The sequence below is a fragment of the Streptomyces griseiscabiei genome, from assembly GCF_020010925.1.
Taxonomy (GTDB): Bacteria; Actinomycetota; Actinomycetes; order Streptomycetales; family Streptomycetaceae; genus Streptomyces; species Streptomyces griseiscabiei.
This window is the reverse complement of the sequence record NZ_JAGJBZ010000002.1, coordinates 2,143,297-2,165,670: the sequence shown is the minus strand read 5'-3', so window position 1 is coordinate 2,165,670 and position 22,374 is coordinate 2,143,297. Positions and strand designations below refer to the sequence as shown.

Here is a 22,374-nt window from a genome sequence, read left to right as displayed (position 1 = left end):
TCGTGGTACCGAGAGTGCGGGATCCGGTCCGGTGCGCTTCGAGCGTCACGCCGCCTCCTCAAAGCGGAAGAGGTGTTCGCGGGGGCGGCCCAGCGCGGCGAGGGCGGCGTCCGCCGCGCCGATGCCGCTGCGGACCGCACTCTCCATGGTCGCGGGCCACCCGGTGGCGGTCCACGCTCCGGCCAGGTACAGGCCGGGGGCCTTGGTGCGGGCGCCGGGCCTGAGCCGTGCGACGCCGGGGGTGGGAGCGAACGTGGCGGTGCGCTCCCGGGTCACGAAGAAGTCCTTCACCTCGGCGCCGCGCGTGCCGGGCAGCAGCCGTTCCAGCTCGGGCAGATACCGCTCGCGCAGCTCCGCGACGGGCGTGTCGATCTCGTCCTGCGCGGCGGACTGCGACAGCGCCAGATACTGGCCCGAGCGCAGCCCGGACGCCTCGGTCCGGTCGAAGACCCACTGCACCGGGGAGCCGAGCGCCGCGAAGAACGGCTTGCTCAGCACCTTCCGGTCGTACACCACATGGACGTTGAGGATCGGCGCGGTGCCGATCTCCAGCAGCCGTCCGGGCGAGTCGAGCGCGCGCTCGGGCAGCAGGTCGTACGTCTCGCGCTGCGGTACGGCGAGGACGACCGCGTCGGCGTCGAGGCTCTCGCCGGGCACCTCGACCCGCCAACTCCCCTTCTCGCCACGGGAGACGGAGGTGACACGGGTACGCAGCACCGTACGGACGCCCGCCGAGTCGAGGGCCTTGCGGGCGAGCCGGTCGTGCAGTTCGCCCAGCGGGACACGGGCCCAGCCGATGTCCGCGGCGCCCGGCTCGGACAGGAGTCCCGTCTTGAACACCATCGCGGCGAGCCCGAGCGAGGCGTCCCGGGCCACCGCGTTGAGGGTGGCGACCCCAACGAGGTCCCACAGTGCCTCGATCGCCCGCGCCGACTGACCGTGCGCGGCCAGCCAGTCGCCGAAGTCCCGTTCGTCCAGCGCCGGATCGGCGAGGTCGAGTGCCTTGAGCGCCAGCGCGGCCCGACCGACCCCGGCGCGCTCGGCGAGCGAGAGATGGGTGTACGTGGCGAGGCTGCGCCCCAGATGCAGGGGGACCGGCACCGCGTCGCGCCGCAGTCTGCCGAGCCGTCGCCCGGGCGGACCGTCGGCGTCGAGGACCGGCACGTCGAGACGATCCTGCAAGGGCGCGAGCGCGGCTCCGTCGACGCGGTCGAGGAACCAGCGGTAGGCGGTGCAGCACCGCATGTAGACGTGCTGTCCGTTGTCGACGGTCAGGTCGCCGCGCTGGAAGGAGAAGGCGAGTCCGCCGAGCCGGGGCCGGCCTTCCAGGAGGGTGACGTCCACACCGGCGTCGGCGAGCGAGAGCGCGGCGGTGATGCCGGCCAGCCCCCCGCCGACCACCACGGCCGTGCTCCGGGGCCGGCCCGTACGGTTCGTGTCGGACAGTCCCTCGGACTGTGCGCCGTCGGTCATCGTGCACCCTCCCCTGCCGGTCCGCCGGGGTACCGGAGCGGTTCGCGGCAGACCGTCGAAGTCAGGGACGCCCGGTTGTCGCGGAGGGTTGCGTACCACTTCTCCCCGATGGAGTCACCTTGGCCCGGATTGTCCATCAGACGCGCCTCCTGACGGTACGGCGCGAGACATGGCGGGCGTCCAGACCGGAGAGCCCGCGTACGGCGACGTAGGCCTTCTCCCGGCCGGGCAGCGAGACCCGGCCGCGCAGCACGGCCTCCGGCTCGCGCTCGATACGGTCGAGGAGGCGCCGGTAGATGCCGGCCATGGCGGCGACACAGGCGCCGCTGCGGCGGTCGAGCATGGGCAGCAGCCCGTAGCCCTCGGCGAAGAGGGCGCGGGCCCGGCGCACCTCGAAGTGCACCAGACCCGCGAAGTCGGAGTCGGCGGGCGGGAGCGGCCCGGCGAACCCCGCGGAGCAGCCGAACTTGGCGAGGTCGTCGGCGGGCAGATAGGTCCGCCCGCCCTCCGCGTCCTCCCGGACGTCGCGGAGGATGTTGGTCAGTTGGAGCGCGAGCCCGAGGGTGTCGGCGTACTCCGGGGCGCGCTCCGCGCCGCGCGCCCCTGGTTCCGTGCCGAAGACACCGAGGGAGAGCCGGCCGATGGCGCCGGCGACACAGCGGCAGTAGACCTTGAGGTCGTCCCAGGTCTCGTAGTGCTCGCCGCGTACGTCCATGAGGACGCCGTCGATGAGTTCGTCGAGGGCGTCGAGCGGGATCGGGAAGGCGGTCGCGGCGTGGGCGAGGGCGACGGCGACCGGGTCGGTGTCGTCCTCGTCGACGGAGCGGTCCCGGACCCGGGTGAGCAGGGCCCTGGTCTCCTCCAGCCGGGCCGCCTTGACCTCGACCGCGAGCGCGCCGTCGCCGATGTCGTCGACGCGCCGGGAGAAGGCGTACAGCGCGGACATCGCGCGGCGCTTGGGCGTCGGCAGCAGCCTGATGCCGTAGGCGAAGTTACGGGCCTGCTGTCCGGTGACGGCCTCGCAGTAGCTGTAGGCGGCGAGTACCGGCGCGGACGCGTGTGGTTCCGACTCCACGGTCCGGATCACCCCTCTCCTCGCAGGGTCGCGCCCACCTCGCGCAGCAGCCGGAGCTTGCCGGGCTTGGGCGGGCCGGGAAGTACGTCGAATTCGGCGGCGGTGATCGCGTGGACGGCCGCCCGGCCGCCCGCCACGAACCCCGCGAGGAGCAGCCGCAGTCTGCCGTGGACGCTCCCCACGAGGGGGGTTCCGTCGGTCAGCAGGTTCCGGGCGCGCTCCGCCTCGTACGCGATCAGTGCGCGCACCGAGGCGCCCGCGGTGGGGGCGGCGAGATCGGCCTCCTGGACGTGGAAGCGCTTCATGTCCGCGGCGGGCAGGTAGATCCGGTCGCGGCCCAGGTCCTCGGCGACGTCCTGGAGGTGCTCGACGATCTGCAGCGCCGTACAGATCGCGTCGGAGTGCCGGACCCGCTCGGGGGTGGTGGTGCCGGTGACGGCGAGGACCAGGTGGCCGACCGGGTTGGCGGACAGCGCGCAGTACGCGAGCAGGTCGTCGTAGGTCTCGTACCGCTTGACCAGCTGGTCCTGGCGGTTGGCGGCGATCAGGGCGAGGAACGGCCCGGGGGTGAGGGCGCGGTCGCGGACGGTGCGCTGGAGGCGGAGCAGCAGCGGGTGGCCCGGGGTGCCGTCGAAGACCCTGCCGAGGTCGGCCTCGAAGGCGTCGAGCAGGAGGAGCCGGTCGTCGGCGTCCTGCGGGGAGACGCCCAGGAGGCGGGCGTCGGCGCCGCCGGGGGCGAGATCGCCGTCGCCGATGTCGTCGACGAGGCGGGCGAATCCGTAGACCGCCATGAGGTCGTCGCGCCAGGCCCTCGGCAGGAAGAACGGAGCGACGGGAAAGTTCTCAGCCCCGGCCTTGTCGAGGGTGTCGCGCTCCGGGTCCCCGGTGCGCGCCGTCCCGGTTTCGGTCACCGCTCGTCACCCGGCGCGGGAACGGCAGAAGCGTGCTTGAGCTGGGGAGTCTCCGTAGCCATGGCCGTCACATCTCCCGTTCTACACTGCCGACCCAATACGCACTATTTCGGACACGCCGCCCAGTGGGCGGCGTCTGCGGCTGATGCCGGGTGTCGCGCATTATGGACCCACTTGCCGCGATTCGGCACCGGTACAGCTTACGTTGTACAACGCACCATGCTCCGTGGGGGTGTCCTGCACATCACAAGAACGCACCGATTGCCCCCAAGATTCCTATGGGTGGCCGGAGTTGACGCATCCTTGCCGAAGTTGGCGTTTCCTTTGCGGACGCCGCTCCCGGCCCCCGTGCCTGTACCGGGATCCCGGTTACCCCTTGCAGACGCCGGGCCCCGCCGGATCAGTTCCGACGGGGCCCGGGCGGTACGGGCTACTTCCCCGTGAACTTCTCGTACTCCTTCAGGACCTCGTCCGTCGCGCCGTCCATGCGCAGTTCGCCGCGTTCGAGCCACAGGACGCGGTCGCAGGTGTCGCGGATGGACTTGTTGTTGTGGCTGACCAGGAAGACCGTGCCGGCCTCCTTGCGCAGCTCGCGGATGCGGGCCTCGGAGCGCTTCTGGAAGGAGCGGTCACCGGTGGCGAGGGCCTCGTCGATCATCAGCACGTCGTGGTCCTTGGCCGCCGCGATGGAGAAACGCAGGCGGGCGGCCATACCGGAGGAGTAGGTGCGCATCGGGAGGGTGATGAAGTCGCCCTTCTCGTTGATGCCGGAGAAGTCGACGATCTGCTGGTAGCGCTCCCTGATCTGCTCGCGGGACATGCCCATCGCGAGCCCGCCCAATATGACGTTCCGTTCGCCCGTGAGGTCGTTCATCAGGGCCGCGTTGACGCCGAGCAGCGAGGGCTGGCCGTCGGTGAAGACCTTGCCCTTCTCCGCCGGGAGCAGACCGGCGATGGCGCGCAGCAGGGTCGACTTGCCGGAGCCGTTGGAGCCGATGAGGCCGATGGCCTCGCCTCGGTAGGCGGTGAAGGAGACGCCCTTGACGGCGTGCACCTTGCGCACGCCCCGCGCCGCGTCGTCGGAGCCCCTCTTGAGTATGCGGCTGAGGGCGGCGGTGGCGCTGCCCTTGCCGGTCTTGGCGCCGTTGACGCGGTAGACGATGTGCAGTTCGTCCGCGATGACGGTGGGGATGTGTGACTCAGCCACGGCCGTACCTCTCCTCCGCCTTCCAGAAGTACACGAAACCGCCGAGCGCGATCAGCAGGGCCCAGCCGCCGGCGACCGCCCACACGTGCGGGGGCAGGTTCTCCGAGCCGTAGCCGTCGATCAGCGCGAAGCGCATCAGGTCCATGTAGATCGCGGCCGGGTTCCACTGGAGGACGTCGGCGATCCACTTGGGGTGGTCCTCCAGCATCACCGGGATGGAGAACATGACGCCGGAGGCGTACATCCAGGTCCGCATCACGAACGGCATCAGCTGCGCGAGGTCCGGGGTCTTGGACCCCATACGGGCCATGATCAGCGCGAGGCCGGTGTTGAAGAGGAACTGCAGCGCGAGCACGGGGACGATCAGCAGCCAGGACAGCTTCGGGTAGCTGCCGAAGCCGACCGCCACACAGAACAGCACGATCATCGAGAACAGCAGCTGCTGGAGCTGCTGGAGCGCGAAGGAGATCGGCAGCGAGGCGCGCGGGAAGTGCAGGGCGCGCACCAGGCCGAGGTTGCCGGAGATCGCGCGGACGCCCGCCATCACCGAGCTCTGGGTGAAGGTGAACACGAACACACCCGTGACCAGGAACGGGATGTACACCTCGCGGGGCATGCCGCGGTCGGCGCCCAGGATCAGGCCGAAGATCAGGAAGTACACCAGCGCGTTGAGCAGCGGGGTGGCCACCTGCCACAGCTGGCCGAGCTTGGCCTGGCTGTACTGCGCGGTGAGCTTCGCCTGGGAGAAGGCGAGGATGAAGTGCCGCCGCCCCCACATCTGGCGGACGTACTCGGCGAGTCCGGGCCGGGCGCCGCTCACGGCGAGCCCGTACTTGGCGGCCAGTTCCGTCGCGGAGAGCCCGTCGTCGGGCGACGGACGGTCGCTCACCACAACCCTGCCGTCATGCGTTGTCTCACTCACAAATGGAAACTTTCGTCCTCAAAGTGCGCAGCCTGGTCGGGCCGAGGCGGAAACCTGGACCGGGTACGGCCGAATGCTCTCAGATTTCGAGCTTGTCAGATGACGGGCGGTCGGCCCAGTCGGGTCAGCCGCCACACCGTACGCCACTTCATGGGCCGGCGGGGGCCGCAGGCGCTCGTCCAGCCCTCCTTGAAGCCGCCGAACCAGGCCTTCAGGGCAGGTCCGGAGGGCTTGCGGAGCAGCGTCAGCAGCAGCCAGACGCCCAGGTAGACCGGGACGAGCGGGGCCGGGAGGTTGCGGCGCGCGAGCCAGACGCGGTTGCGGGCGACCATGCGGTGGTAGACCGCGTGCCGGGAGGGCGCCGTCGTCGGGTGGTGAAGCACCATGTCGGACCGGTAGTCGATCATCCAGCCCGCGTCGAGGGCCCGCCAGGCGAGGTCGGTCTCCTCGTGCGCGTAGAAGAACTCGTCGGGCAGCGCGCCGACTTCGGCGAAGACCTGGGTGCGTACGGCGTTGGCGCCGCCGAGGAAGGTGGTGACCCGGGAGGAGCGCATCGGGTCGGCGGCCCGCAGCCGGGGCACATGGCGCCGCTGGGTCTCCCCGGTCTCCGGGTCGGCGATCCGGAAGCTGACGATGCCGAGCTTCGGGTCGGCGTCGAAGGCACGGCGGCAGAGTTCGGCGGTGTCGTGGTGCGCGAGCAGGCCGTCGTCGTCGAGGAAGAGCAGGACGTCGACGTCCCGGCCGCTGGGCCCGAACGCCTCGATGCCTATGTTGCGGCCACCGGGGATGCCCAGGTTCTCGGGCAGCTCGACCGTCCGTACGCCCTCGGGGACGTCCGGGACGGGCGAGCCGTTGCCGACGACGACCGCCTCGACCCGGTCGCCCTCCTGCTTGGCGACCGAGTCGAGGAGGGCGCGGAGTTCGTCGGGGCGGTTGCCCATGGTGATGATCACCGCGCCGACCTTCATGGAGGCGCTCACTTCAGCCTGCTGGAGGCCAGGATCGACACCAGGTGCAGCAGTGTCTGGAGCAGCGCGATGCCGGCGAGGACGGCGACGCCGAGCCGGGAGAAGAAGAGGTCGCCCCGCATCTGGTCCAGCACCGCGAAGACCAGGATCAGCAGGGAGGCCTCGACGCCGAGGATCAGCCGGTGGAACTTCAGGGCGGCGGCGGCCTTGCGGGCCAGCGCCATGCCGGAGGAGCGCGGCTCGGCGGCCGACTCCTGGACCGGCGGCTTGCCCGTCTGGTGCCGGGCGACCCCGACGAGGTCCGTCTCGGCCTTGATCAGGATGGCGCCGAGCGCGGCGAGGGTGCCGAGGAAGGCCCACAGCCAGTCGATCCGGCCGGTGCCCCACAGGTCGGCGGCGCGCAGCCCGAAGCCGACGAGGACGGCGGCGTCGCACAGGTAGGCGCCGACCCGGTCGACGTAGACGCCGGTCATCGAGTACTGCTTGCGCCAGCGGGCGATCTCGCCGTCGACGCAGTCGAACAGCAGATACAGCTGGACCATCAGCACACCGAGGACGGCGCCCGGGATGCCCGGCACCAGCAGCGCCGGGGCGGCGAGGACGCCGAAGACGGTCATCAGGTAGGTCAGCTGGTTGGGCGAGACCCGGGTGTTCACCAGGTGCCGGTCTATCCGCAGCGAGATCTCGCGCATGTAGAGCCGGCCGGCCCAGTGCTCACCGCTCCGGCGGTCCTTCACACCCGGGGGGTGAACGACCGGCCGGAGTTCAGCTACTGATGGCTTTGGCATAGTCGGCGTAGGCGTCCTTGATCTGTTCGGTGCTCAGTTCGAGGTGTTCCAGGATGGTGTAGCGGCCCGGCCGGGTCTGCGGGGCGAACTCCACGACCTGGACGAACTCGTCGACCGTGAAGCCGATCTCGTCCGGGAGGACGGGGAGGCCGTGGTGGCGCAGCACCTCGGTCATCTGGCCCGCGATCTCGTGGTGGCCCCGCAGGAAGGTGGCGAACGCGCCGCCGAGACCGCACTGTTCGCCGTGCAGGGCGTTCCGCTTGGGGAACGACAGGTCGAACGCGTGGCTGATCTCGTGGCAGGCGCCCGAGGCGGGACGGCTGTCACCGGCCACGGACATGGAGATCCCGCAGAGCACCAGGGACTCGGAGAGCGTGGTCAGGAAGTCGTCGTCGCCGACGCCGCCGGGGTGGCGCAGCACGGCCTCGGCGGCCTGCCGGGCCATGGCGGCGGCCAGTCCGTCGACCTTCTCGCCGGTCTCGCGGCTGGACAGCTCCCAGTCGGCCACGGCGGAGATCTTGCAGATCACATCGCCGATGCCGGCCCGCACGAAGCGCACCGGGGCCTCGCGGATGACGTCCAGGTCGATGACGATGCCGATCGGGTTCGGCACCCCGTAGGAGCCACGGCCCGCGTCGTTGTCGAGGGTGGCGACCGGGGAGCACAGACCGTCGTTGGCGAGGTTGGTGGCCACGGCGACCAGCGGCAGGCCGACGCGGGCGGCCGCGTACTTGGCGCAGTCGATGACCTTGCCGCCGCCGAGCCCGACCACGGCGTCGTAGTGACCGCCCTTCTTGATCGAGTCGGCGAGCCGTACCGCCCCGTCGATGGTGCCGTCGGCGTCGCAGAACCAGTCCGCCTCCGGCAGCGCGGGGGCGAACCGGTCGCGCAGCGCGGCGCCGGAGCGCGAGCTGATCGCGAAGGCCAGCCGGCCCGACGGCGCGATGCGCTGGTCCGACAGGATCGTCGCCAGGTCATCGAGCGCGCCGGGACGGATGTCCACGACGACCGGCGAGGGGATGAGCCTCGTCAGTACTGGCACGCGATCTCACGTCCCTTGGCGAGGTCGTCGTGGTTGTCGATCTCGACCCACTTGACGTCACCGATGGGCGCGACGTCGATACGGAAGCCGCGGTTCACGAGCTCCTGGTAGCCGTGCTCGTAGAACTGCTGCGGGTCCGTCTCGAAGACCGTCTTCAGGGCGTCGGCCAGCTCGTCGGCGGCCTCGCCCTCGATGAGGGTGACGCCGATGTACTCACCGGTCGCCTCGGCGGGGTCCATCAGCTTGGTGATCTTGGTCATGCCGCCCTCGGGGCCGACGACGACCTTCATCTCCTCGTCGGCGAGGGACTTCACCGTGTCGAGGGCGAGGATGATCTTCTTGCCGTCGCCGCGGGCGGCGAGCAGGGTCTTCTCGACGGAGACCGGGTGCACGGTGTCGCCGTTGGCGAGGATCACCGAGTGCTTGATGGAGTCACGGCCGCACCACAGGGAGTAGGCGTTGTTCCACTCCTCGGCCTTGTCGTTGTCGATCAGGGTGATCTTGACGCCGTACTTCTGCTCCAGCGCCTCGCGGCGCTCGTACACGGCCTCCTTGCGGTAGCCGACGATGATCGCGACCTCGGTCAGACCGATCTCGGCGAAGTTGCCGAGGGTGAGGTCGAGAACCGTGAGGTGCTCCGCGTCTCCTTCCACGGACCCTTCGGGCCCGACCGGCACGAGTGCCTTGGGGAGGGTGTCGGTGTAGGGGCGAAGACGCCGTCCGGCGCCGGCCGCCAGCACGAGGCCGATCATGCGGGTTCTCCTTCATCGTGTACGGCGGGTGCGCCGGTCTTGTGAGCGGTCACCCAGAAGCGGATGCTCTCGAGAAGCACCAGCAGCGCCACGGCCACGGCGAGAGCCGTGAGCGCGACTGTGAACTCTGTGGGCGCGAGCAGCGCGGCGAGGACGGTGACCAGCAGGGTCCTGCCGTCATGACCGCCGATCGCCCGCACCAGCCACCGCGGTGGCGCGTCGGCGTCGCCGCGGATGCGGTACACCGTGTCGTAGTGATGGTAGGCGACGGCCGCCACCAGCCCGAAAGCCGCAGGGAGGGCGCCGTTCACCTCGGCCTTGGCGGCGAGGAGCAGGACGGTGCCGTACTCGGCGGCGCGGAACAGCGGAGGGATCAGCCAGTCGAGGGGGCCCTTGAGGGGCCGCGTGAGGGCGGCGCCCGCGTTGAGGACGTAGATCACCGCGAAGGCGACGGGCAGCCAACTGCCGTAGGGCTCGGCCCAGGTCCAGAAGAGCAGGAGCACGACGGCGCCCGCCGCGCCGGACAGCCGCGAGAGCGACCCGCCCATCGACTCGTCCGCCTTGCCGCCGAAGCGGCGCAGGGGACGGGCCGCGAGCTCGGCGAGCGGGCCCGAGTCGGTGAGGTCCACGAGCGCCCGCGCCGCCCGGTCCGTGCGCCGGGCCTTGCGCGTCAGCGAGCGCAGCACGCGGCCCGCCGTGGTGTAGGTCGCGGCGAAGGCGCAGCCGATGAGCAGCGCGTAGAAGGTGATGCGGGGTGTGGTGAGAGCGGTGAGGACGGCGATCATGGCCCAGCGTTCACCGATCGGCAGGACGATCATGCGGCGGACCCAGACCGTCCAGCCGACGCTGTCGAGCTTGCCGGAGAGGGCGGCGGTGGGGCTGGTGTTGGCGGTGGCGTCGTGGTTCGCCTCGTTGAAGGAGAAGTCGACGACATGGCGGCAGGTCTGCAGGACCATCGCGCCGAGGGCGAGGGCCCAGACGTCGTCCCCGCCCCGGGCGGCGCCGAGCGCGAGGCCCGCGTAGTAGGCGTACTCCTTGGCTCGGTCGAAGGTGGCGTCGAGCCAGGCGCCCAGCGTCGAGTACTGCAGCGAGTAGCGGGCCAGCTGGCCGTCGGTGCAGTCGAGGACGAAGGAGAAGATCAGCAGCAGCCCGGCCGCGACGAACCCGCCGCGTGTGCCGGTGGCCGCGCAGCCCGCCGCGATCAGCGCGGTGATCAGCGAGGCCGTGGTGACCTGGTTCGGGGTCAGGCCCCGGCGGGCGCACCAGCGGGCGATGTAGCGGGAGTACGGGCTGATGAAGTACGTCGTGAAGAAGCCGTCGCGGGACTTGACCGCCGTGCGCAGCCGTACGGCCTCGTCGTCGACGGCGGCGACCGCCTGGCGGGCCTCGTTGCGGGCCTGCGGGTCCGCGGGGACGGTGGCGACCAGGGTGCCCAGCTCGGGCCGGTACAGGGGGACGCCGTCGGTGTCGAGGGTGGCGACGATCCGGTCGGCGACGCTGTCGACGGCGACGGCCGTGGTGCCGCCGGCTGCCGCGCCCTCGCGGGCCAGCGCCCGGGTCAGCGCCTGACGGGCGGCGGGCCGCACGGTGACCGCGCCCGGGAGGGCCGCGGCCTCGAAGCGGGGGTCGGTGAGGCCCAGGCGGAGCGCGTGCACATGGCCCACGAAGCGGGCGTCGACGATCGCGACCCGCTGGTCGGCGGGCACCGTCGCCAGGAGCGTCTCGGTGTCACCGGCGTCGGAGGCGGTCCGCACATCGAAGCCGAGCGACCGCAGATCGCCCTCCAGCGACGACCCGGGCACCGGCTGACCGGTGAGGATGGCGGTCGACAGACGAACTCACTCCCTGGGTGCCGACGCGACCGCGCCGGACGTGTGAATGTGCTGGGGGCGCACGGGCCCTGGGGCCCGGCGGCGTGTCGGCAGAGGTTATCGGATGAAGGGAAGCGGACGTTCACCGCCCGTTCACGGCCCGATCAGCCGGACCTGCTCAGGCCGTCGCGCCTCCGCCGCGATCATCATCGGGGATTTGGGGGTTGTGCCACAAACTCCGGTGCGGATATCGGTAGATAGGCGGGCAAAAACGCGGGCTCGTTCCTCCGTGAGAGGCCTGGTTGCGCACCCCCGGAGGGACGTGGGGAACCGCGCGACCGGCCATGGGCGCGCGTGCGCCCGCGAACCCTGCACACCCCCTACGGCGAACAGCCACAACACACCCCCCGCATAAGGTTGACCGCATGACATGGCTGATCACAGGCGGGGCGGGCTACATCGGCGCACACGTGGCGAAGGTCATGACCGGGGCAGGCGAACAGGTCGTCGCACTGGACGACCTCTCCGCAGGGGTCCGCGGCCGCCTCCCCGAGGACATTCCCCTGATCCACGGCTCCGCCCTCGACGGCGACCTCCTCAAGCGCGTCCTCACCGAGCACGCCGTGACCGGTGTGGTCCACCTCGCGGCACGTAAGCAGGTGGGCGAGTCCGTGGCCCAGCCCACCCGCTACTACCAGGAGAACGTCGGCGGTCTCGCCACCCTCCTGGAGGCGGTGGCCGGTGCCGGCGTCGAGCGGTTCCTCTTCTCCTCCTCCGCCGCCGTCTACGGCAACCCGGACGCGGACCTCATCACGGAGGACACCCCGTGCGCCCCGATGAGCCCGTACGGCGAGACCAAGCTCGCCGGTGAGTGGCTGGTCCGGGCCGCCGGGCGGGCGCACGGCATCGCGACCGTGTGCCTGCGCTACTTCAACGTGGCGGGCGCCGCCGACCCGTCGCTGGCGGACACCGGCGTCTTCAACGTCATCCCGATGGTCTTCGACCGCCTCACCCGCGACGAGGCCCCGCGGATCTTCGGCGACGACTACCCGACCCCCGACGGCACCTGTGTCCGGGACTACATCCATGTCGCCGATCTCGCCGACGCCCATCTCGCGGCGGCCCGGCGGCTCACCGGTGGAGGGGCCACAGGCGATCTGACCGTGAACATCGGCCGCGGCGAAGGCGTTTCGGTCCGCGAACTCGTCGACCTCATCGGTGAGGTGACCGGGGACCACCGTCCCGCGCTGGTCGGGCCGCGCCGCCCCGGCGACGCGCCGCGCGCGGTCGCCTCGGCCGCGCTGGCCGAACGGGAGCTCGGCTGGACGGCCCGGCGCGGGGTGCCCGAGATGGTCGAGTCGGCCTGGGCGGGCTGGCGGCAGCACCGCGGTCTCTGATCGCGGACGGGCCCTCCACGATCACGGCAACGCTCTGACCTGCGTATCGTTTCCGCAGGTCAGAGCACATGACAACGGTGTTCAGTGCCGCGTTGCCGGATACCCCCCACCCGTAGTTCACTGTGATCCGGAGCCGAACAAACGGACGCATCTGAAAGGCGGATTCCATGGGGGCCGGTCATGACCACGGGCACGCGCACCACGCGCCGACCACCGGTACGGCGGCGGCGGCGTACCGCGGGCGGCTGCGGATCGCGCTGTCGATCACGCTCACCGTCATGGTGGTCCAGATCGTCGGCGGTGTGCTCGCCGATTCGCTGGCGCTCATCGCCGACGCGGCCCACATGGCGACGGACGCGGTGGGCCTCGGCATGGCCCTCCTCGCGATCCACTTCGCCAACCGCCCGCCCAGCGGCAACCGCACCTTCGGCTACGCCCGCGCCGAGATACTCGCGGCGCTCGCCAACTGTCTGCTGCTGCTCGGCGTCGGCGGCTACATCCTGTACGAGTCGATCCAGCGCTTCATCACACCGGCCGGGACCGAGGGCGGGCTGGCGGTCGTGTTCGGCGCCATCGGTCTGGTCGCGAACATGATCTCGCTGACCCTGCTGATGCGTGGCCAGAAGGAGAGCCTGAACGTCCGGGGTGCCTTCCTGGAGGTGGCCGCGGACGCGCTCGGCTCGCTGGCCGTGATCATCTCCGGCACGGTCATCGTGCTCACCGGCTGGCAGGCCGCCGACCCGATCGCCTCGCTGGTCATCGGTCTGATGATCGTCCCGCGCACGGTGAAGCTGCTGCGCGAGACCCTGGACGTGCTGCTGGAGGCGGCGCCGAAAAACGTCGACATGGCCGAGGTCCGGGCCCACATACTGGCGCTGCCGGGTGTGGAGGACGTCCACGATCTGCACGCCTGGACGATCACCTCCGGTATGCCGGTGCTCTCCGCCCATGTGGTGGTCGGCTCCGACACGCTGGACTCGATCGGCCACGAGAAGATGCTGCACGACCTCCAGGGCTGCATCGGCGACCACTTCGACGTCGAGCACTGCACCTTCCAGCTGGAGCCGAGCGGCCACGCGGAACACGAGGCGAAGCTGTGTCACTGAGAACCCACTGGACCACACGACCGGAGACGACCGAGGACCGGGCCGGGGTGTACGGCGTCAACGCCGCCGCCTTCGAGACCGACGCGGAGGCAAGGCTCGTCGACGCGCTGCGCGAGGACCCGGGGGCCTGGGTGCCGGAGCTGTCGTACGTGGCCGAGGCGCCGGACGGCTCGATCGCGGCGTACGCGCTGATCACGCGCTGCCATGTGGACGAGACGCCCGCGCTGGCGCTGGCCCCCGTCGCGGTGCTGCCGGACCACCAGCGGCAGGGGGCGGGAGCGGCCGTCGTACGGGCGGCGCTGGAGGCGGCACGCGCGCGTGCGGAGGAGCGGCTCGTCCTCGTCCTCGGGCACCCGGAGTACTACCCGCGCTTTGGATTCGTACGGGCGTCCGAGTACGGCATCCGGCCCGATTTCGATGTGCCGGACGAGGCGATGATGGCGCTGGTACTGGACGGTGCCGCTTCCGTCGCACCCGGCACGATCAGGTATCCGGCCGCCTTCGGGGTCTGACGCGCGGTCCGTAGGTGTCTTCGGGCGGGGTGCGCGGGTAGGACATGCAGGTTGGCGCGAAGTGCCGGGAGTGCCGGTTTTCGTGCGGCAAACTTGAGGCTCGAAGAACGAGGCGAAGGATGGGCATGCCGATCACACCTGCCACCGCGATGCACAGTCCCCCGAGCGGCACCACGGAAGCGATCCTGCTGGAGCTGGTCGACGAGGACGGCACCACGATCGGCACCGAGGAAAAGCTGGCCGCCCATCAACCGCCGGGGCTGCTGCACCGGGCCTTCTCCGTCTTCCTCTTCGACGAGCGCGGACGGCTGCTGCTCCAGCAGCGGGCGCTGGGCAAGTACCACTCCCCCGGTGTCTGGTCGAACACCTGCTGCGGCCACCCCTACCCGGGCGAGTCCCCCTTCGCGGCGGCCGCGCGGCGGACGTACGAGGAGCTGGGGGTCTCCCCGGCGCTGCTCGGCGAGGCGGGCACGGTCCGCTACAACCACCCGGATCCGGCCTCGGGCCTGGTGGAGCAGGAGTTCAACCACCTCTTCGTCGGGCTGTTGCAGGCCCCGCTGCGGCCGGATCCGGAGGAGGTCGGGGACACCGCGTTCGTCACCCCGGACGAGCTGGCGGAGCGGCATGCCAAGGACACCTTCTCGGCGTGGTTCATGACGGTCCTGGACATGGCCCGGCCGGCGATCAGAGAGCTGACGGGACCGGCCGCGGGCTGGTGACGCGCCGGGGATCGGCGGTCCCGGTCCGGGGCCGGCGATCCCTCACTCCCGGGTGCTCACCCCTGGATCAGGCGTGCGGGTGCGAGCGGCACGGCGACCCAGATCACCTTGCCGCCGCTCGCGGTGTGCTCGACGTCGCAGACCCCGCCCGCCTCCAGCGTGATCTCGCGCACCAGGAGCAGACCACGGCCGCCGAGCCGGCCGTGGTCGGTCTCCAGGGCGGTCGGGCGGTAGGGGTGGCTGTCCTCCACCGAGACCCGCACCCACTCCGCCCCGACGGCGACCTCGACGGCGAGGGTGGGCGACAGGAGCGCCGCGTGTTTCACGGCGTTCGTCACCAGCTCGGAGACGATCAGCAGAAGTCCTTGGACGAGGTCGTCCGAGATCGGCACGCCCTGTCGGGCGAGCAGGTCCCGGACGGCGCGCCGCGCATGCGGCACCGAGGCGTCGACGGCGGCAGCGGTGAACCGCCAGACCCCTTCGTAGGGCAGTGGCTCCGGCGGCCTCGGGTCGTCGGAGCCGTGCCCGCCGCCGTCAGGGCGTGGGTCGCTCCCGCGCCCTTGGTCGTCCATTGTCCGGTCGCCACCCTTGCGCTCGATTGTCACCACAGGTCGAGTGTTGGTAACTCAGCGCTGCGTACGGAGAACTGAACAGAAGTCAGCGTCTATCGACGACTTTCGGACCACTTGCGAGCGAGTCGGCCAGGCGCACGACCGCTCTTGTTCGGGGTGTGCCGCTTTCGGAACTATTCGGGTTGTACGGGTTTGCCGCCGGACCTGTCTCCTTCTTCCTGCGGCCGCTCACTCTCCGTGAGCCGCTCGGAGACCAGACCGACGACGCGCCGGCCGCCGAAGCCGGTGGCGATCAGGCCGAGGCCGTCGAAGAGCAGGGCGAGCGAGAAGAAGGTACCGATGACGTACTTGCTGCTGCTCGGCCACGAGGCGAGGACCAGGATGCCGAGGAGGAGTCCGAAGGCACCCTGGACGAGGGTCCAGCCGAACTGGGGGCCGCGCACCACGAGGCTGCCGACCAGCCGGAACACCCCGCCGGTCAGGAAGAGCAGCGCGGCGAACATGGTGAGCGCCTCGGCCGCCGCCTCCGGGCTCTTGATGACGACGACACCGGCCGCGATGTTCAGCGCGGCGACCACGACCCCGAGCCAGAAGAAGTTGGTGCCGCGCGCCTCGACCGCGTGCAGCAGTCCGATCGCGCCGCCGACCAGCAGCAGCCAGCCGAAGAGGATCATCGAGGTCAGGGTGGCGAAGCCGACGTAGCAGAGTCCGACGATCCCCGCGATCACCAGGACCACACCGAGCACGGCGAGCCGGCCGAAGCCCCGGCTGAGCCGGGCGGTCTCGGCGTCCAGGTCCTCGGCGGCGTACACACCCGTCCCGGCGGGCGCGGACGCGGCGTCCCGCGCGGTGGGTGCGGCCTTGGCGTTCCTGGATCCGAACATGCGGGGCCTCCTCGCGGTTCCGGGCCCCTTCTTGATCGTATGGGCGGGAGGGGTGGCTAGCATCCGGTGCATGGAGCCTCAGCTGTTGGACACCGTCGCCGACGGGGTCGCGACCGTCGTCGTCCACCACCCGGCCAAGCGCAACGCCATGACGGCCGGGATGTGGCGGGCGCTGCCGCCGCTGCTCGACCGGCTGGCCGCCGACCCCGGTGTACGGGTGCTGGTGCTCACCGGGGAGGGCGGGACGTTCTGTGCGGGGGCCGACATCTCCACGCTACGGGAGTCGCCGGACGAGGCCCAGGGGTTGGCCTGCCTCGCCGAGGAGGCGCTCGCCGCGTTCCCGAAGCCGACCCTCGCGGCGATCCGCGGGCACTGTGTGGGCGGCGGCGCCCAGTTGGCGGCGGCCTGCGATCTGCGGTTCGCGGAGGAGGGGACGCTGTTCGGGATCACGCCGGCGAAGCTGGGGATCGTCTACGCGTCCTCCTCCACCCGGCGGCTGGTGTCGCTGGTCGGGCCGGGCACCGCCAAGTACCTGCTGTTCTCCGGCGAGTTGATCGACGCGGAGCGGGCGCTGCGCACGGGACTGGTGGACGAGGTGCTGCCCGCCGGTGAACTGGCCGCGCGCGTCGCGGAGTTCACCCGGGTGCTGGTCTCCCGCTCCCAGCTGACGCAGGCGGCGGCCAAGGAGTTCGCGAACGGCCGGACCGACCGCGACGGCCACTGGGCCGGGCAGGCCCGCGGCAGCGGCGACACCGCGGAGGGCGTCGCCGCGTTCCTGGAGCGCAGACCGCCCCGGTTCACCTGGACGGTGTGAGGCCGCGCCGCCGGTGGCTCACCGCGGGGTGAAGCGGCTCTTGGTGCGGAACTCCTCCACGAGATGGGCGGGCGCCTTGTGCGGGGCGCCCGCGTCGTAGGGCGGCTGCGGGTCGTACTCGGTGAGCAGCTGTACGGCCTGGGCGTGTTCGTCGCCCGCGATCCGGCCGACCAGGGTCAGGCCCATGTCGATGCCGGAGGACACCCCGGCCGCTGTGACGTACTTGCCGTCGATCACCACCCGCTCCCCCGTGGGCTCGGCGCCGAACCGCTGGAGGTGGTCCAGCCCGAGCCAGTGCGTGGTGGCCCGGCGGCCTTCGAGGAGCCCCGCCGCGGCCAGCAGCAGCGAGCCGGTGCACACGGAGGTCGTCCATACGCTCGTACGGTCCGCCGTGCGCAGCCAGTCGAGCAGGGTCTCGTTCTCCATCTGGTCGAGCTGGCCGGGGCCGCCCGGCACCACGACGACGTCCGGGGCCCGGACCTCGGCGAGCGTCCGGTCGGCCGTGATCGCGAGTGAGCCGGTGTCGGAGCGGACCGGGCCGGCCTCCTCCGCGACGAAGACGAGGTCGGCGTCGGGGAGCCGCACGAGCATCTCGTAGGGGCCCACCGCGTCGAGGGCGGTGAAGCGGTCGAAGAGGACGATGGCGATCTGCATCGGGGACCTTTCGGTGGGGGTCGGCTCGGTCGGTCGGAGCGCTCGGTCGGTCGGGGCGGCTCAGCCGGTCGGGGCGGGGCGGAAGCGGCGGCGGTACTCCGCCGGGGACGTGGCGAGGGCCTTCACGAAGGCGCGGCGCATGGCCTCGGAGGTGCCGTAGCCGCAGGTGCGGGAGATCTCCTCGACGCCGTCGGAGGTGTCCTCCAGGAGGCGGCGGGCGTGTTCGAGGCGGACGCGGTCGACGTACCGGCCCGGGGTCATGCCCGTCTCCGCCTGGAAGGCGCGGGCGAAGTGCCGGGGCGAGAGCCGGGCGCGGGCGGCCAGCCGCTCCACGCCCAGGTCGTCGCCGGGGTGCTCGGTGATCCACTGCTGGAACTCGCGCAGCGGTTCCCGGCGGGCGGTCTGGGCGGCGAGCTGAGCGCTGAACTGGGCCTGGTTGCCCGGTCTGCGGAGGAAGACGACCAGATGGCGGGCTATGGCGAGGGCGGCCTCGCGGCCGATGTCCTCCTCGACGAGCGCGAGGGCGAGGTCGATGCCCGAGGTGACACCGGCGGAGGTGGCGATATGTCCGTCGCGGACGAAGATGGGGTCCGGGTCGACCTCGATCGCCGGGTGGTTGCGGGCCAGGGTGTCGCAGTACGCCCAGTGGGTGGTCGCCCGGCGGCCGTCCAGGAAGCCCGCCTCGGCGAGCAGGATCGCGCCCGTGCAGACCGAGACCAGTCGCTCCGCGCGCGGGCCGGACGCGCGCAGCCAGGCGATGATCCCGGGGGCGGGGTTCCGGGTGCCCCGGCCGCCCGGCACGACGACGGTGTGCGGGGCGGGAGCGTCGGCCAGGGCGTGGTCCGGGACGAGGGTGAGGCCGCTGGAGGTGCGGACGGGTGCGCCGTCCAGGGAGGCCGTGACGATGCGGTACGTCCCCGGAGCGTGCTGTTCCGCGCCCGCGAAGACCTCCAGCGGGCCGGTGACGTCGAGGCTCTGCACGCCGTCGAAGAGGACGGCCAGGACGGTTCGCATGCTTCGATTCTTGGGCGTCCGTGCCATGGCCGCAATGACGGGTACCCCACCTTTCCTGCCATGCGCCCCCACCGGTGAGCCACCAACCAACCGGTCGGTAACCTGCCGGGCATGACTTCCTCTCTGCCGGAGCGCGCCGGGCGGCGCTGTCACGGCTTCCTCAACCCGTTCCACTCCGCGCACTACTTCTCGCCGGACCTGGGGCGTGAGCTGACCGCCGTGGGGGTGGCGGACCCGCGGGCCGCGTACTTCGCGGTGCGGGCGGCGGCCCTGGGCCGTGTCGGCGCGGGCGCGGTGACGGCCACGTTCTTCAACTTCCGGCACGAGCTGGTGGCGGAGCACGTCCCGGCCGTGTGGGAGACGGCGTCGCCGTCGGTGGTGCTGGCGGCCCGTGAACGCACCGCCGACGCCACACTGCGGCGGTTGCTCGGCGAGGACCTGATCGCCTCCGCGGAGCTCGCCGAGGCGGCGGAGCTGGCCCTGCGCGCCACCGAGGCGTGCACGAGGACCGCGCGCCCCCTGTACGCCGCGCACGCCGATCTGCCCATACCCGAGCGCCCTCATCTCGCGCTCTGGCACGCGGCCACGCTGCTGCGGGAGCACCGGGGCGACGGGCATCTCGCGGTGCTCCTCGACGCCGGGCTCGGCCCGGTGGAGGCGCTGGCCAGCCACTCCGCGACCGGCAAGGGCATGGCACCGAAGTGGGCCCTGGGCACCCGTGGCTGGTCCCGGGGCGACTGGGACGCCGCGACGGCCCGGCTCCGGGAGCGCGGACTGCTCGACGCCGAGGGCGAGCTGACGGAGTCCGGCGTCGCCTTCCGCCGGGAGATCGAGAACGCGACGGACCGCCTCGACGCGGCGCCGTACGAGCATCTGGGCGCGGCCGGGGTGGAGCGGCTCACCGAGCTGATGACGGGGCTGGTGACGACGATGCTCGGGGCGGGGGCGTTCCCGGCCGGGATGATCGGCAAGCGCTGAACGGACCGGGCATGAACCGTGCGGGGCGCGGTACCCGATCGTTCCTGGCCCGGTGGGCCGGGAGACGAAAGGAGAGCTACGTGTTCCGCGCCATCGCAGACGTGTTGCGACAGATCGGTGGGGCCATCGCGACGGTGGTCACGCTGCCCTTCCGGGCACTGGCCCGGCTCTTCGGGGGCGCGTCGGGTTCGACGCGCCGCGGCGGGCGGACCCGGCGGGCCTGAGGACGGCCGGATCGGGCCGCGCGTTTCGCTCCCTGAGCCCCCGCTGTCGGTGCCACCTGCCACAATTGCCGCGCAACCTCAGTGGAGAAGGCGGTACGGCAACGTGACGACACCCCTCGTAGGGTCCATCGAAGGCAGGATCGCCGAGGAGCTCGGCGTACGGGAGCGGCAGGTCAAGGCCGCGGTGGAGCTGCTCGACGGCGGTTCGACCGTGCCCTTCATCGCCCGCTACCGCAAGGAAGCGACCGAGATGCTGGACGACGCCCAGCTGCGCACGCTGGAGGAGCGGCTGCGCTATCTGCGGGAGCTGGAGGAGCGGCGGACGGCGATCCTGGAGTCGGTGCGCGAGCAGGGCAAGTTGACGCCCGAGGTCGAGGCGCAGATCCGGGGCGCCGAGACCAAGGCGCGGCTGGAGGACATCTACCTCCCCTTCAAGCCCAAGCGCCGCACGAAGGCCCAGATCGCCCGCGAGGCCGGTCTCGAACCGCTGGCCGAGGGCCTGCTCGGCGACCCGACCGTCGACCCGCTGGCCGCCGCCTCGGCGTTCGTGGACGCCGAGAAGGGCGTCGCCGATCCGCAGGCCGCGCTGGACGGCGCGCGGGCGATCCTCACCGAGCGGTTCTCGGAGGACGCCGACCTGATCGGCGAGCTGCGCGAGCGCATGTGGGTACGGGGCCGGCTGGCCGCCAAGGTCAAGGGCGGCAAGGAGGAGGCGGGCGCCAAGTTCGCCGACTACTTCGACTTCGCCGAGCCGTTCACCGACCTGCCCTCCCACCGCATCCTGGCGATGCTGCGCGGTGAGAAGGAGGACGTCCTCGATCTCGTGCTGGAGCCGGAGGAGCCCTCCGAGCAGCCCGGCCCGTCCTCGTACGAGGGCATCGTCGCCCATCGCTTCGACATCGCCGACCGTGGCCGCCCCGCCGACAAGTGGCTGAAGGACACGGTCCGTTGGGCCTGGCGGACCCGGATTCTCGTCCACCTCGGCATCGATCTGCGGCTGCGGCTGCGGACGGCCGCCGAGGACGAGGCGGTCAACGTGTTCGCGGCGAACCTGCGCGACCTGCTGCTCGCCGCCCCGGCCGGCACCCGTGCGACGCTCGGCCTCGACCCCGGTTTCCGTACGGGCGTGAAGGTCGCCGTGGTGGACGCCACCGGCAAGGTCGTCGCCACCGATGTCATCTATCCGCACGTCCCCGCCAACAAGTGGGACGAGTCCCTCGCCAAGCTGGCGCGGCTCGCCGAGGCGCACGCGGTCGACCTGATCGCGATCGGCAACGGCACGGCCTCCCGCGAGACCGACAAGCTCGCCGGTGAACTGATCACCAGGCACCCGGAGTTGAAGCTCACCAAGGTGATGGTGTCCGAGGCGGGCGCGTCCGTGTACTCGGCGTCGGCGTTCGCCTCGCAGGAGCTGCCGGGGATGGATGTCTCGCTGCGCGGCGCGGTGTCGATCGCACGCCGGCTGCAGGACCCGCTGGCCGAGCTGGTGAAGATCGACCCCAAGTCGATCGGTGTCGGGCAGTACCAGCACGACCTGTCCGAGGTGAAGCTGTCGCGTTCGCTGGACGCGGTGGTGGAGGACTGTGTGAACGGCGTGGGCGTGGACGTGAACACGGCCTCCGCGCCGCTCCTCTCCCGGGTGTCCGGTATCTCCTCCGGGCTCGCCGAGAACATCGTGGCCCACCGCGACGCCCACGGCCCCTTCACCTCGCGCTCCGAGCTGAAGGGCGTGGCGCGGCTCGGTCCCAAGGCGTACGAGCAGTGCGCGGGCTTCCTGCGGATCCGGGGCGGCTCCGATCCGCTGGACGCCTCCAGTGTGCATCCGGAGGCGTACCCCGTCGTGCGGCGGATGGTGAAGACCTCCGGGCAGGAGGTGGCGGCGCTCATCGGCAACACGGGGGTGCTGCGGTCGCTCAGGGCCGGGGACTTCGTGGACGAGACGTTCGGCCTGCCGACCGTCTCCGACATCCTCAAGGAGCTGGAGAAGCCGGGGCGGGATCCTCGGCCGGCCTTCAAGACGGCCACCTTCAAGGACGGCGTCGAGAAGATCTCCGACCTGGTGTCCGGGATGGTGCTGGAGGGTGTCGTGACGAACGTCGCGGCGTTCGGGGCGTTCATCGACGTCGGTGTCCATCAGGACGGGCTGGCGCATGTCTCCGCGCTGTCGAAGACGTTCGTGAAGGACCCGCGGGATGTGGTCAAGCCCGGGGACATCGTGAAGGTGAAGGTGCTCGACGTCGACATTCCGCGGAAGCGGATCTCGTTGACGCTGCGGTTGGAGGACGAGGCGGCGCCGAAGGGGGCGCCGCAGGGGCAGGGGGGTCCGGGAGGCCGGCCCCAGCGTGGAGGGCGTGGGGGGCAGCCGCCTCGGCAGCAGGGGCGTGGGGGTTCGCGGCAGGGGGGTGCGGCTGCGGCGCCGCCGCCGGCGAACAGTGCGATGGCTGATGCGTTGCGGCGGGCGGGGTTGGTGGACAAGAAGCGGGGGTGAGTGGTTCGGGGTGGGTGAGTAGGTGAGTGCGGGTTCGGTGGGGGCTGGTCGCGCAGTTCCCCG

23 protein-coding genes are annotated in these 22,374 nt (G+C 71.5%); 8 read left to right on the top strand and 15 right to left on the bottom strand.

The window, feature by feature from the left end; genetic code table 11:
• Window positions 1-45 precede the first annotated feature (45 nt).
• From hpnE to J8M51_RS26685, 11 genes are all read right to left on the bottom strand, one after another.
• On the bottom strand, window positions 46-1,473 hold the full coding sequence (gene hpnE / locus J8M51_RS26730; RefSeq protein ID WP_086753496.1) for a hydroxysqualene dehydroxylase HpnE: 1,428 nt from the start codon (window positions 1,471-1,473) through the stop codon (window positions 46-48).
• Window positions 1,470-1,610: a DUF6380 family protein gene (locus J8M51_RS46315; protein WP_368862289.1), complete on the bottom strand. Its 141-nt coding sequence runs from the start codon at window positions 1,608-1,610 to the stop codon at window positions 1,470-1,472. The genes hpnE and J8M51_RS46315 overlap by 4 nt, the downstream gene beginning before the upstream one ends.
• Window positions 1,610-2,560 carry a presqualene diphosphate synthase HpnD gene (gene hpnD, locus J8M51_RS26725; protein ID WP_086753498.1) on the bottom strand — a complete coding sequence of 317 codons (951 nt, stop codon included), beginning with the start codon at window positions 2,558-2,560 and terminating at the stop codon, window positions 1,610-1,612. The genes J8M51_RS46315 and hpnD overlap by 1 nt, the downstream gene beginning before the upstream one ends.
• Window positions 2,557-3,459 carry a squalene synthase HpnC gene (gene hpnC, locus J8M51_RS26720; protein ID WP_086753500.1) on the bottom strand — a complete coding sequence of 301 codons (903 nt, stop codon included), beginning with the start codon at window positions 3,457-3,459 and terminating at the stop codon, window positions 2,557-2,559. Before hpnC ends, hpnD begins: the two co-directional genes overlap by 4 nt.
• 430 nt (window positions 3,460-3,889) lie before the next feature.
• Complete coding sequence (locus J8M51_RS26715) at window positions 3,890-4,666, bottom strand: ABC transporter ATP-binding protein (RefSeq protein WP_179202931.1); 777 nt, start codon at window positions 4,664-4,666, stop codon at window positions 3,890-3,892.
• Window positions 4,659-5,588: an ABC transporter permease gene (locus J8M51_RS26710; RefSeq protein WP_086753502.1), complete on the bottom strand. Its 930-nt coding sequence runs from the start codon at window positions 5,586-5,588 to the stop codon at window positions 4,659-4,661. The genes J8M51_RS26715 and J8M51_RS26710 overlap by 8 nt, the downstream gene beginning before the upstream one ends.
• A gap of 95 nt (window positions 5,589-5,683) precedes the next feature.
• Complete coding sequence (locus J8M51_RS26705) at window positions 5,684-6,568, bottom strand: glycosyltransferase family 2 protein (protein ID WP_086753504.1); 885 nt, start codon at window positions 6,566-6,568, stop codon at window positions 5,684-5,686.
• Window positions 6,565-7,293: a CDP-alcohol phosphatidyltransferase family protein gene (locus J8M51_RS26700; protein WP_086753506.1), complete on the bottom strand. Its 729-nt coding sequence runs from the start codon at window positions 7,291-7,293 to the stop codon at window positions 6,565-6,567. The genes J8M51_RS26705 and J8M51_RS26700 overlap by 4 nt, the downstream gene beginning before the upstream one ends.
• Before the next feature lie 28 nt (window positions 7,294-7,321).
• Entirely contained in the window at window positions 7,322-8,386 is a 1,065-nt protein-coding gene (locus J8M51_RS26695; RefSeq protein ID WP_086753508.1) for an iron-containing alcohol dehydrogenase family protein, read from the bottom strand.
• Entirely contained in the window at window positions 8,374-9,138 is a 765-nt protein-coding gene (locus J8M51_RS26690; protein WP_086753510.1) for a phosphocholine cytidylyltransferase family protein, read from the bottom strand. Before J8M51_RS26690 ends, J8M51_RS26695 begins: the two co-directional genes overlap by 13 nt.
• Entirely contained in the window at window positions 9,135-10,970 is a 1,836-nt protein-coding gene (locus J8M51_RS26685; protein ID WP_086753512.1) for a DUF5941 domain-containing protein, read from the bottom strand. The genes J8M51_RS26690 and J8M51_RS26685 overlap by 4 nt, the downstream gene beginning before the upstream one ends.
• A 404-nt stretch (window positions 10,971-11,374) precedes the next feature.
• On the opposite strand from J8M51_RS26685, the gene galE reads away from it, so the two are divergent.
• From galE to idi, 4 genes are all read left to right on the top strand, one after another.
• Window positions 11,375-12,346, top strand: a complete 972-nt coding sequence (gene galE, locus J8M51_RS26680; RefSeq protein ID WP_086753514.1) for a UDP-glucose 4-epimerase GalE — start codon at window positions 11,375-11,377, stop codon at window positions 12,344-12,346.
• A gap of 167 nt (window positions 12,347-12,513) precedes the next feature.
• Window positions 12,514-13,452 (top strand): cation diffusion facilitator family transporter, encoded by a 939-nt coding sequence (locus tag J8M51_RS26675; protein ID WP_086753516.1) that lies wholly within the window; start codon window positions 12,514-12,516, stop codon window positions 13,450-13,452.
• Window positions 13,443-13,964: a GNAT family N-acetyltransferase gene (locus J8M51_RS26670; RefSeq protein WP_086753518.1), complete on the top strand. Its 522-nt coding sequence runs from the start codon at window positions 13,443-13,445 to the stop codon at window positions 13,962-13,964. The genes J8M51_RS26675 and J8M51_RS26670 overlap by 10 nt, the downstream gene beginning before the upstream one ends.
• A 125-nt stretch (window positions 13,965-14,089) precedes the next feature.
• Window positions 14,090-14,683: an isopentenyl-diphosphate Delta-isomerase gene (gene idi / locus J8M51_RS26665; RefSeq protein WP_086753539.1), complete on the top strand. Its 594-nt coding sequence runs from the start codon at window positions 14,090-14,092 to the stop codon at window positions 14,681-14,683.
• Window positions 14,684-14,739: 56 nt separating this feature from the next.
• Here idi and J8M51_RS26660 read toward each other — a convergent pair whose 3' ends face one another.
• Both J8M51_RS26660 and J8M51_RS26655 read right to left on the bottom strand, forming a co-directional pair.
• The gene (locus J8M51_RS26660) at window positions 14,740-15,255 is read right to left on the bottom strand and encodes an ATP-binding protein (RefSeq protein ID WP_086753520.1); all 516 of its coding nucleotides are present in this window, start codon (window positions 15,253-15,255) and stop codon (window positions 14,740-14,742) included.
• A 173-nt stretch (window positions 15,256-15,428) separates the two neighbouring features.
• On the bottom strand, window positions 15,429-16,139 hold the full coding sequence (locus J8M51_RS26655) for an HdeD family acid-resistance protein (RefSeq protein ID WP_086753522.1): 711 nt from the start codon (window positions 16,137-16,139) through the stop codon (window positions 15,429-15,431).
• Window positions 16,140-16,209: 70 nt separating this feature from the next.
• Here J8M51_RS26655 and J8M51_RS26650 point away from each other — a divergent pair, with 70 nt between their 5' ends.
• Window positions 16,210-16,953, top strand: coding sequence for an enoyl-CoA hydratase/isomerase family protein (locus J8M51_RS26650; RefSeq protein ID WP_086753524.1), 744 nt, complete (start codon window positions 16,210-16,212; stop codon window positions 16,951-16,953).
• Window positions 16,954-16,971: 18 nt separating this feature from the next.
• Here the strand turns inward: J8M51_RS26650 and J8M51_RS26645 are convergent, their stop codons facing one another.
• Window positions 16,972-17,607, bottom strand: coding sequence for a DJ-1/PfpI family protein (locus tag J8M51_RS26645; RefSeq protein WP_086753526.1), 636 nt, complete (start codon window positions 17,605-17,607; stop codon window positions 16,972-16,974).
• Between the two features lie 60 nt (window positions 17,608-17,667).
• The gene (locus J8M51_RS26640; RefSeq protein WP_086753528.1) at window positions 17,668-18,621 is read right to left on the bottom strand and encodes a GlxA family transcriptional regulator; all 954 of its coding nucleotides are present in this window, start codon (window positions 18,619-18,621) and stop codon (window positions 17,668-17,670) included.
• A 111-nt stretch (window positions 18,622-18,732) separates the two neighbouring features.
• Here J8M51_RS26640 and J8M51_RS26635 point away from each other — a divergent pair, with 111 nt between their 5' ends.
• The 3 genes from J8M51_RS26635 (at window position 18,733) to J8M51_RS26625 (ending at window position 22,311) form a co-directional block, all read left to right on the top strand.
• Window positions 18,733-19,599: an SCO6745 family protein gene (locus tag J8M51_RS26635; RefSeq protein ID WP_086753530.1), complete on the top strand. Its 867-nt coding sequence runs from the start codon at window positions 18,733-18,735 to the stop codon at window positions 19,597-19,599.
• 80 nt (window positions 19,600-19,679) lie between these two features.
• Window positions 19,680-19,823, top strand: coding sequence for an LPFR motif small protein (locus J8M51_RS26630; protein WP_179202933.1), 144 nt, complete (start codon window positions 19,680-19,682; stop codon window positions 19,821-19,823).
• A 103-nt stretch (window positions 19,824-19,926) separates the two neighbouring features.
• Window positions 19,927-22,311 (top strand): Tex family protein, encoded by a 2,385-nt coding sequence (locus J8M51_RS26625; RefSeq protein ID WP_267299531.1) that lies wholly within the window; start codon window positions 19,927-19,929, stop codon window positions 22,309-22,311.
• The last annotated feature ends 63 nt before the right edge of the window (window positions 22,312-22,374 follow it).

Bases quoted from the DNA above. Each gene is read 5' to 3' on its own strand.
- hpnE (WP_086753496.1), bottom strand. From the start codon at position 1,473: ATGACCGACGGCGCACAGTCCGAGGGACTGTCCGACACGAACCGTACG.
- J8M51_RS46315 (WP_368862289.1), bottom strand. From the start codon at position 1,610: ATGGACAATCCGGGCCAAGGTGACTCCATCGGGGAGAAGTGGTACGCA.
- J8M51_RS26690 (WP_086753510.1), bottom strand. From the start codon at position 9,138: ATGATCGGCCTCGTGCTGGCGGCCGGCGCCGGACGGCGTCTTCGCCCC.
- galE (WP_086753514.1), top strand. From the start codon at position 11,375: ATGACATGGCTGATCACAGGCGGGGCGGGCTACATCGGCGCACACGTG.
- J8M51_RS26675 (WP_086753516.1), top strand. From the start codon at position 12,514: ATGGGGGCCGGTCATGACCACGGGCACGCGCACCACGCGCCGACCACC.
- idi (WP_086753539.1), top strand. From the start codon at position 14,090: ATGCCGATCACACCTGCCACCGCGATGCACAGTCCCCCGAGCGGCACC.
- J8M51_RS26660 (WP_086753520.1), bottom strand. From the start codon at position 15,255: ATGGACGACCAAGGGCGCGGGAGCGACCCACGCCCTGACGGCGGCGGG.
- J8M51_RS26655 (WP_086753522.1), bottom strand. From the start codon at position 16,139: ATGTTCGGATCCAGGAACGCCAAGGCCGCACCCACCGCGCGGGACGCC.
- J8M51_RS26650 (WP_086753524.1), top strand. From the start codon at position 16,210: ATGGAGCCTCAGCTGTTGGACACCGTCGCCGACGGGGTCGCGACCGTC.
- J8M51_RS26645 (WP_086753526.1), bottom strand. From the start codon at position 17,607: ATGCAGATCGCCATCGTCCTCTTCGACCGCTTCACCGCCCTCGACGCG.
- J8M51_RS26640 (WP_086753528.1), bottom strand. From the start codon at position 18,621: ATGCGAACCGTCCTGGCCGTCCTCTTCGACGGCGTGCAGAGCCTCGAC.
- J8M51_RS26635 (WP_086753530.1), top strand. From the start codon at position 18,733: ATGACTTCCTCTCTGCCGGAGCGCGCCGGGCGGCGCTGTCACGGCTTC.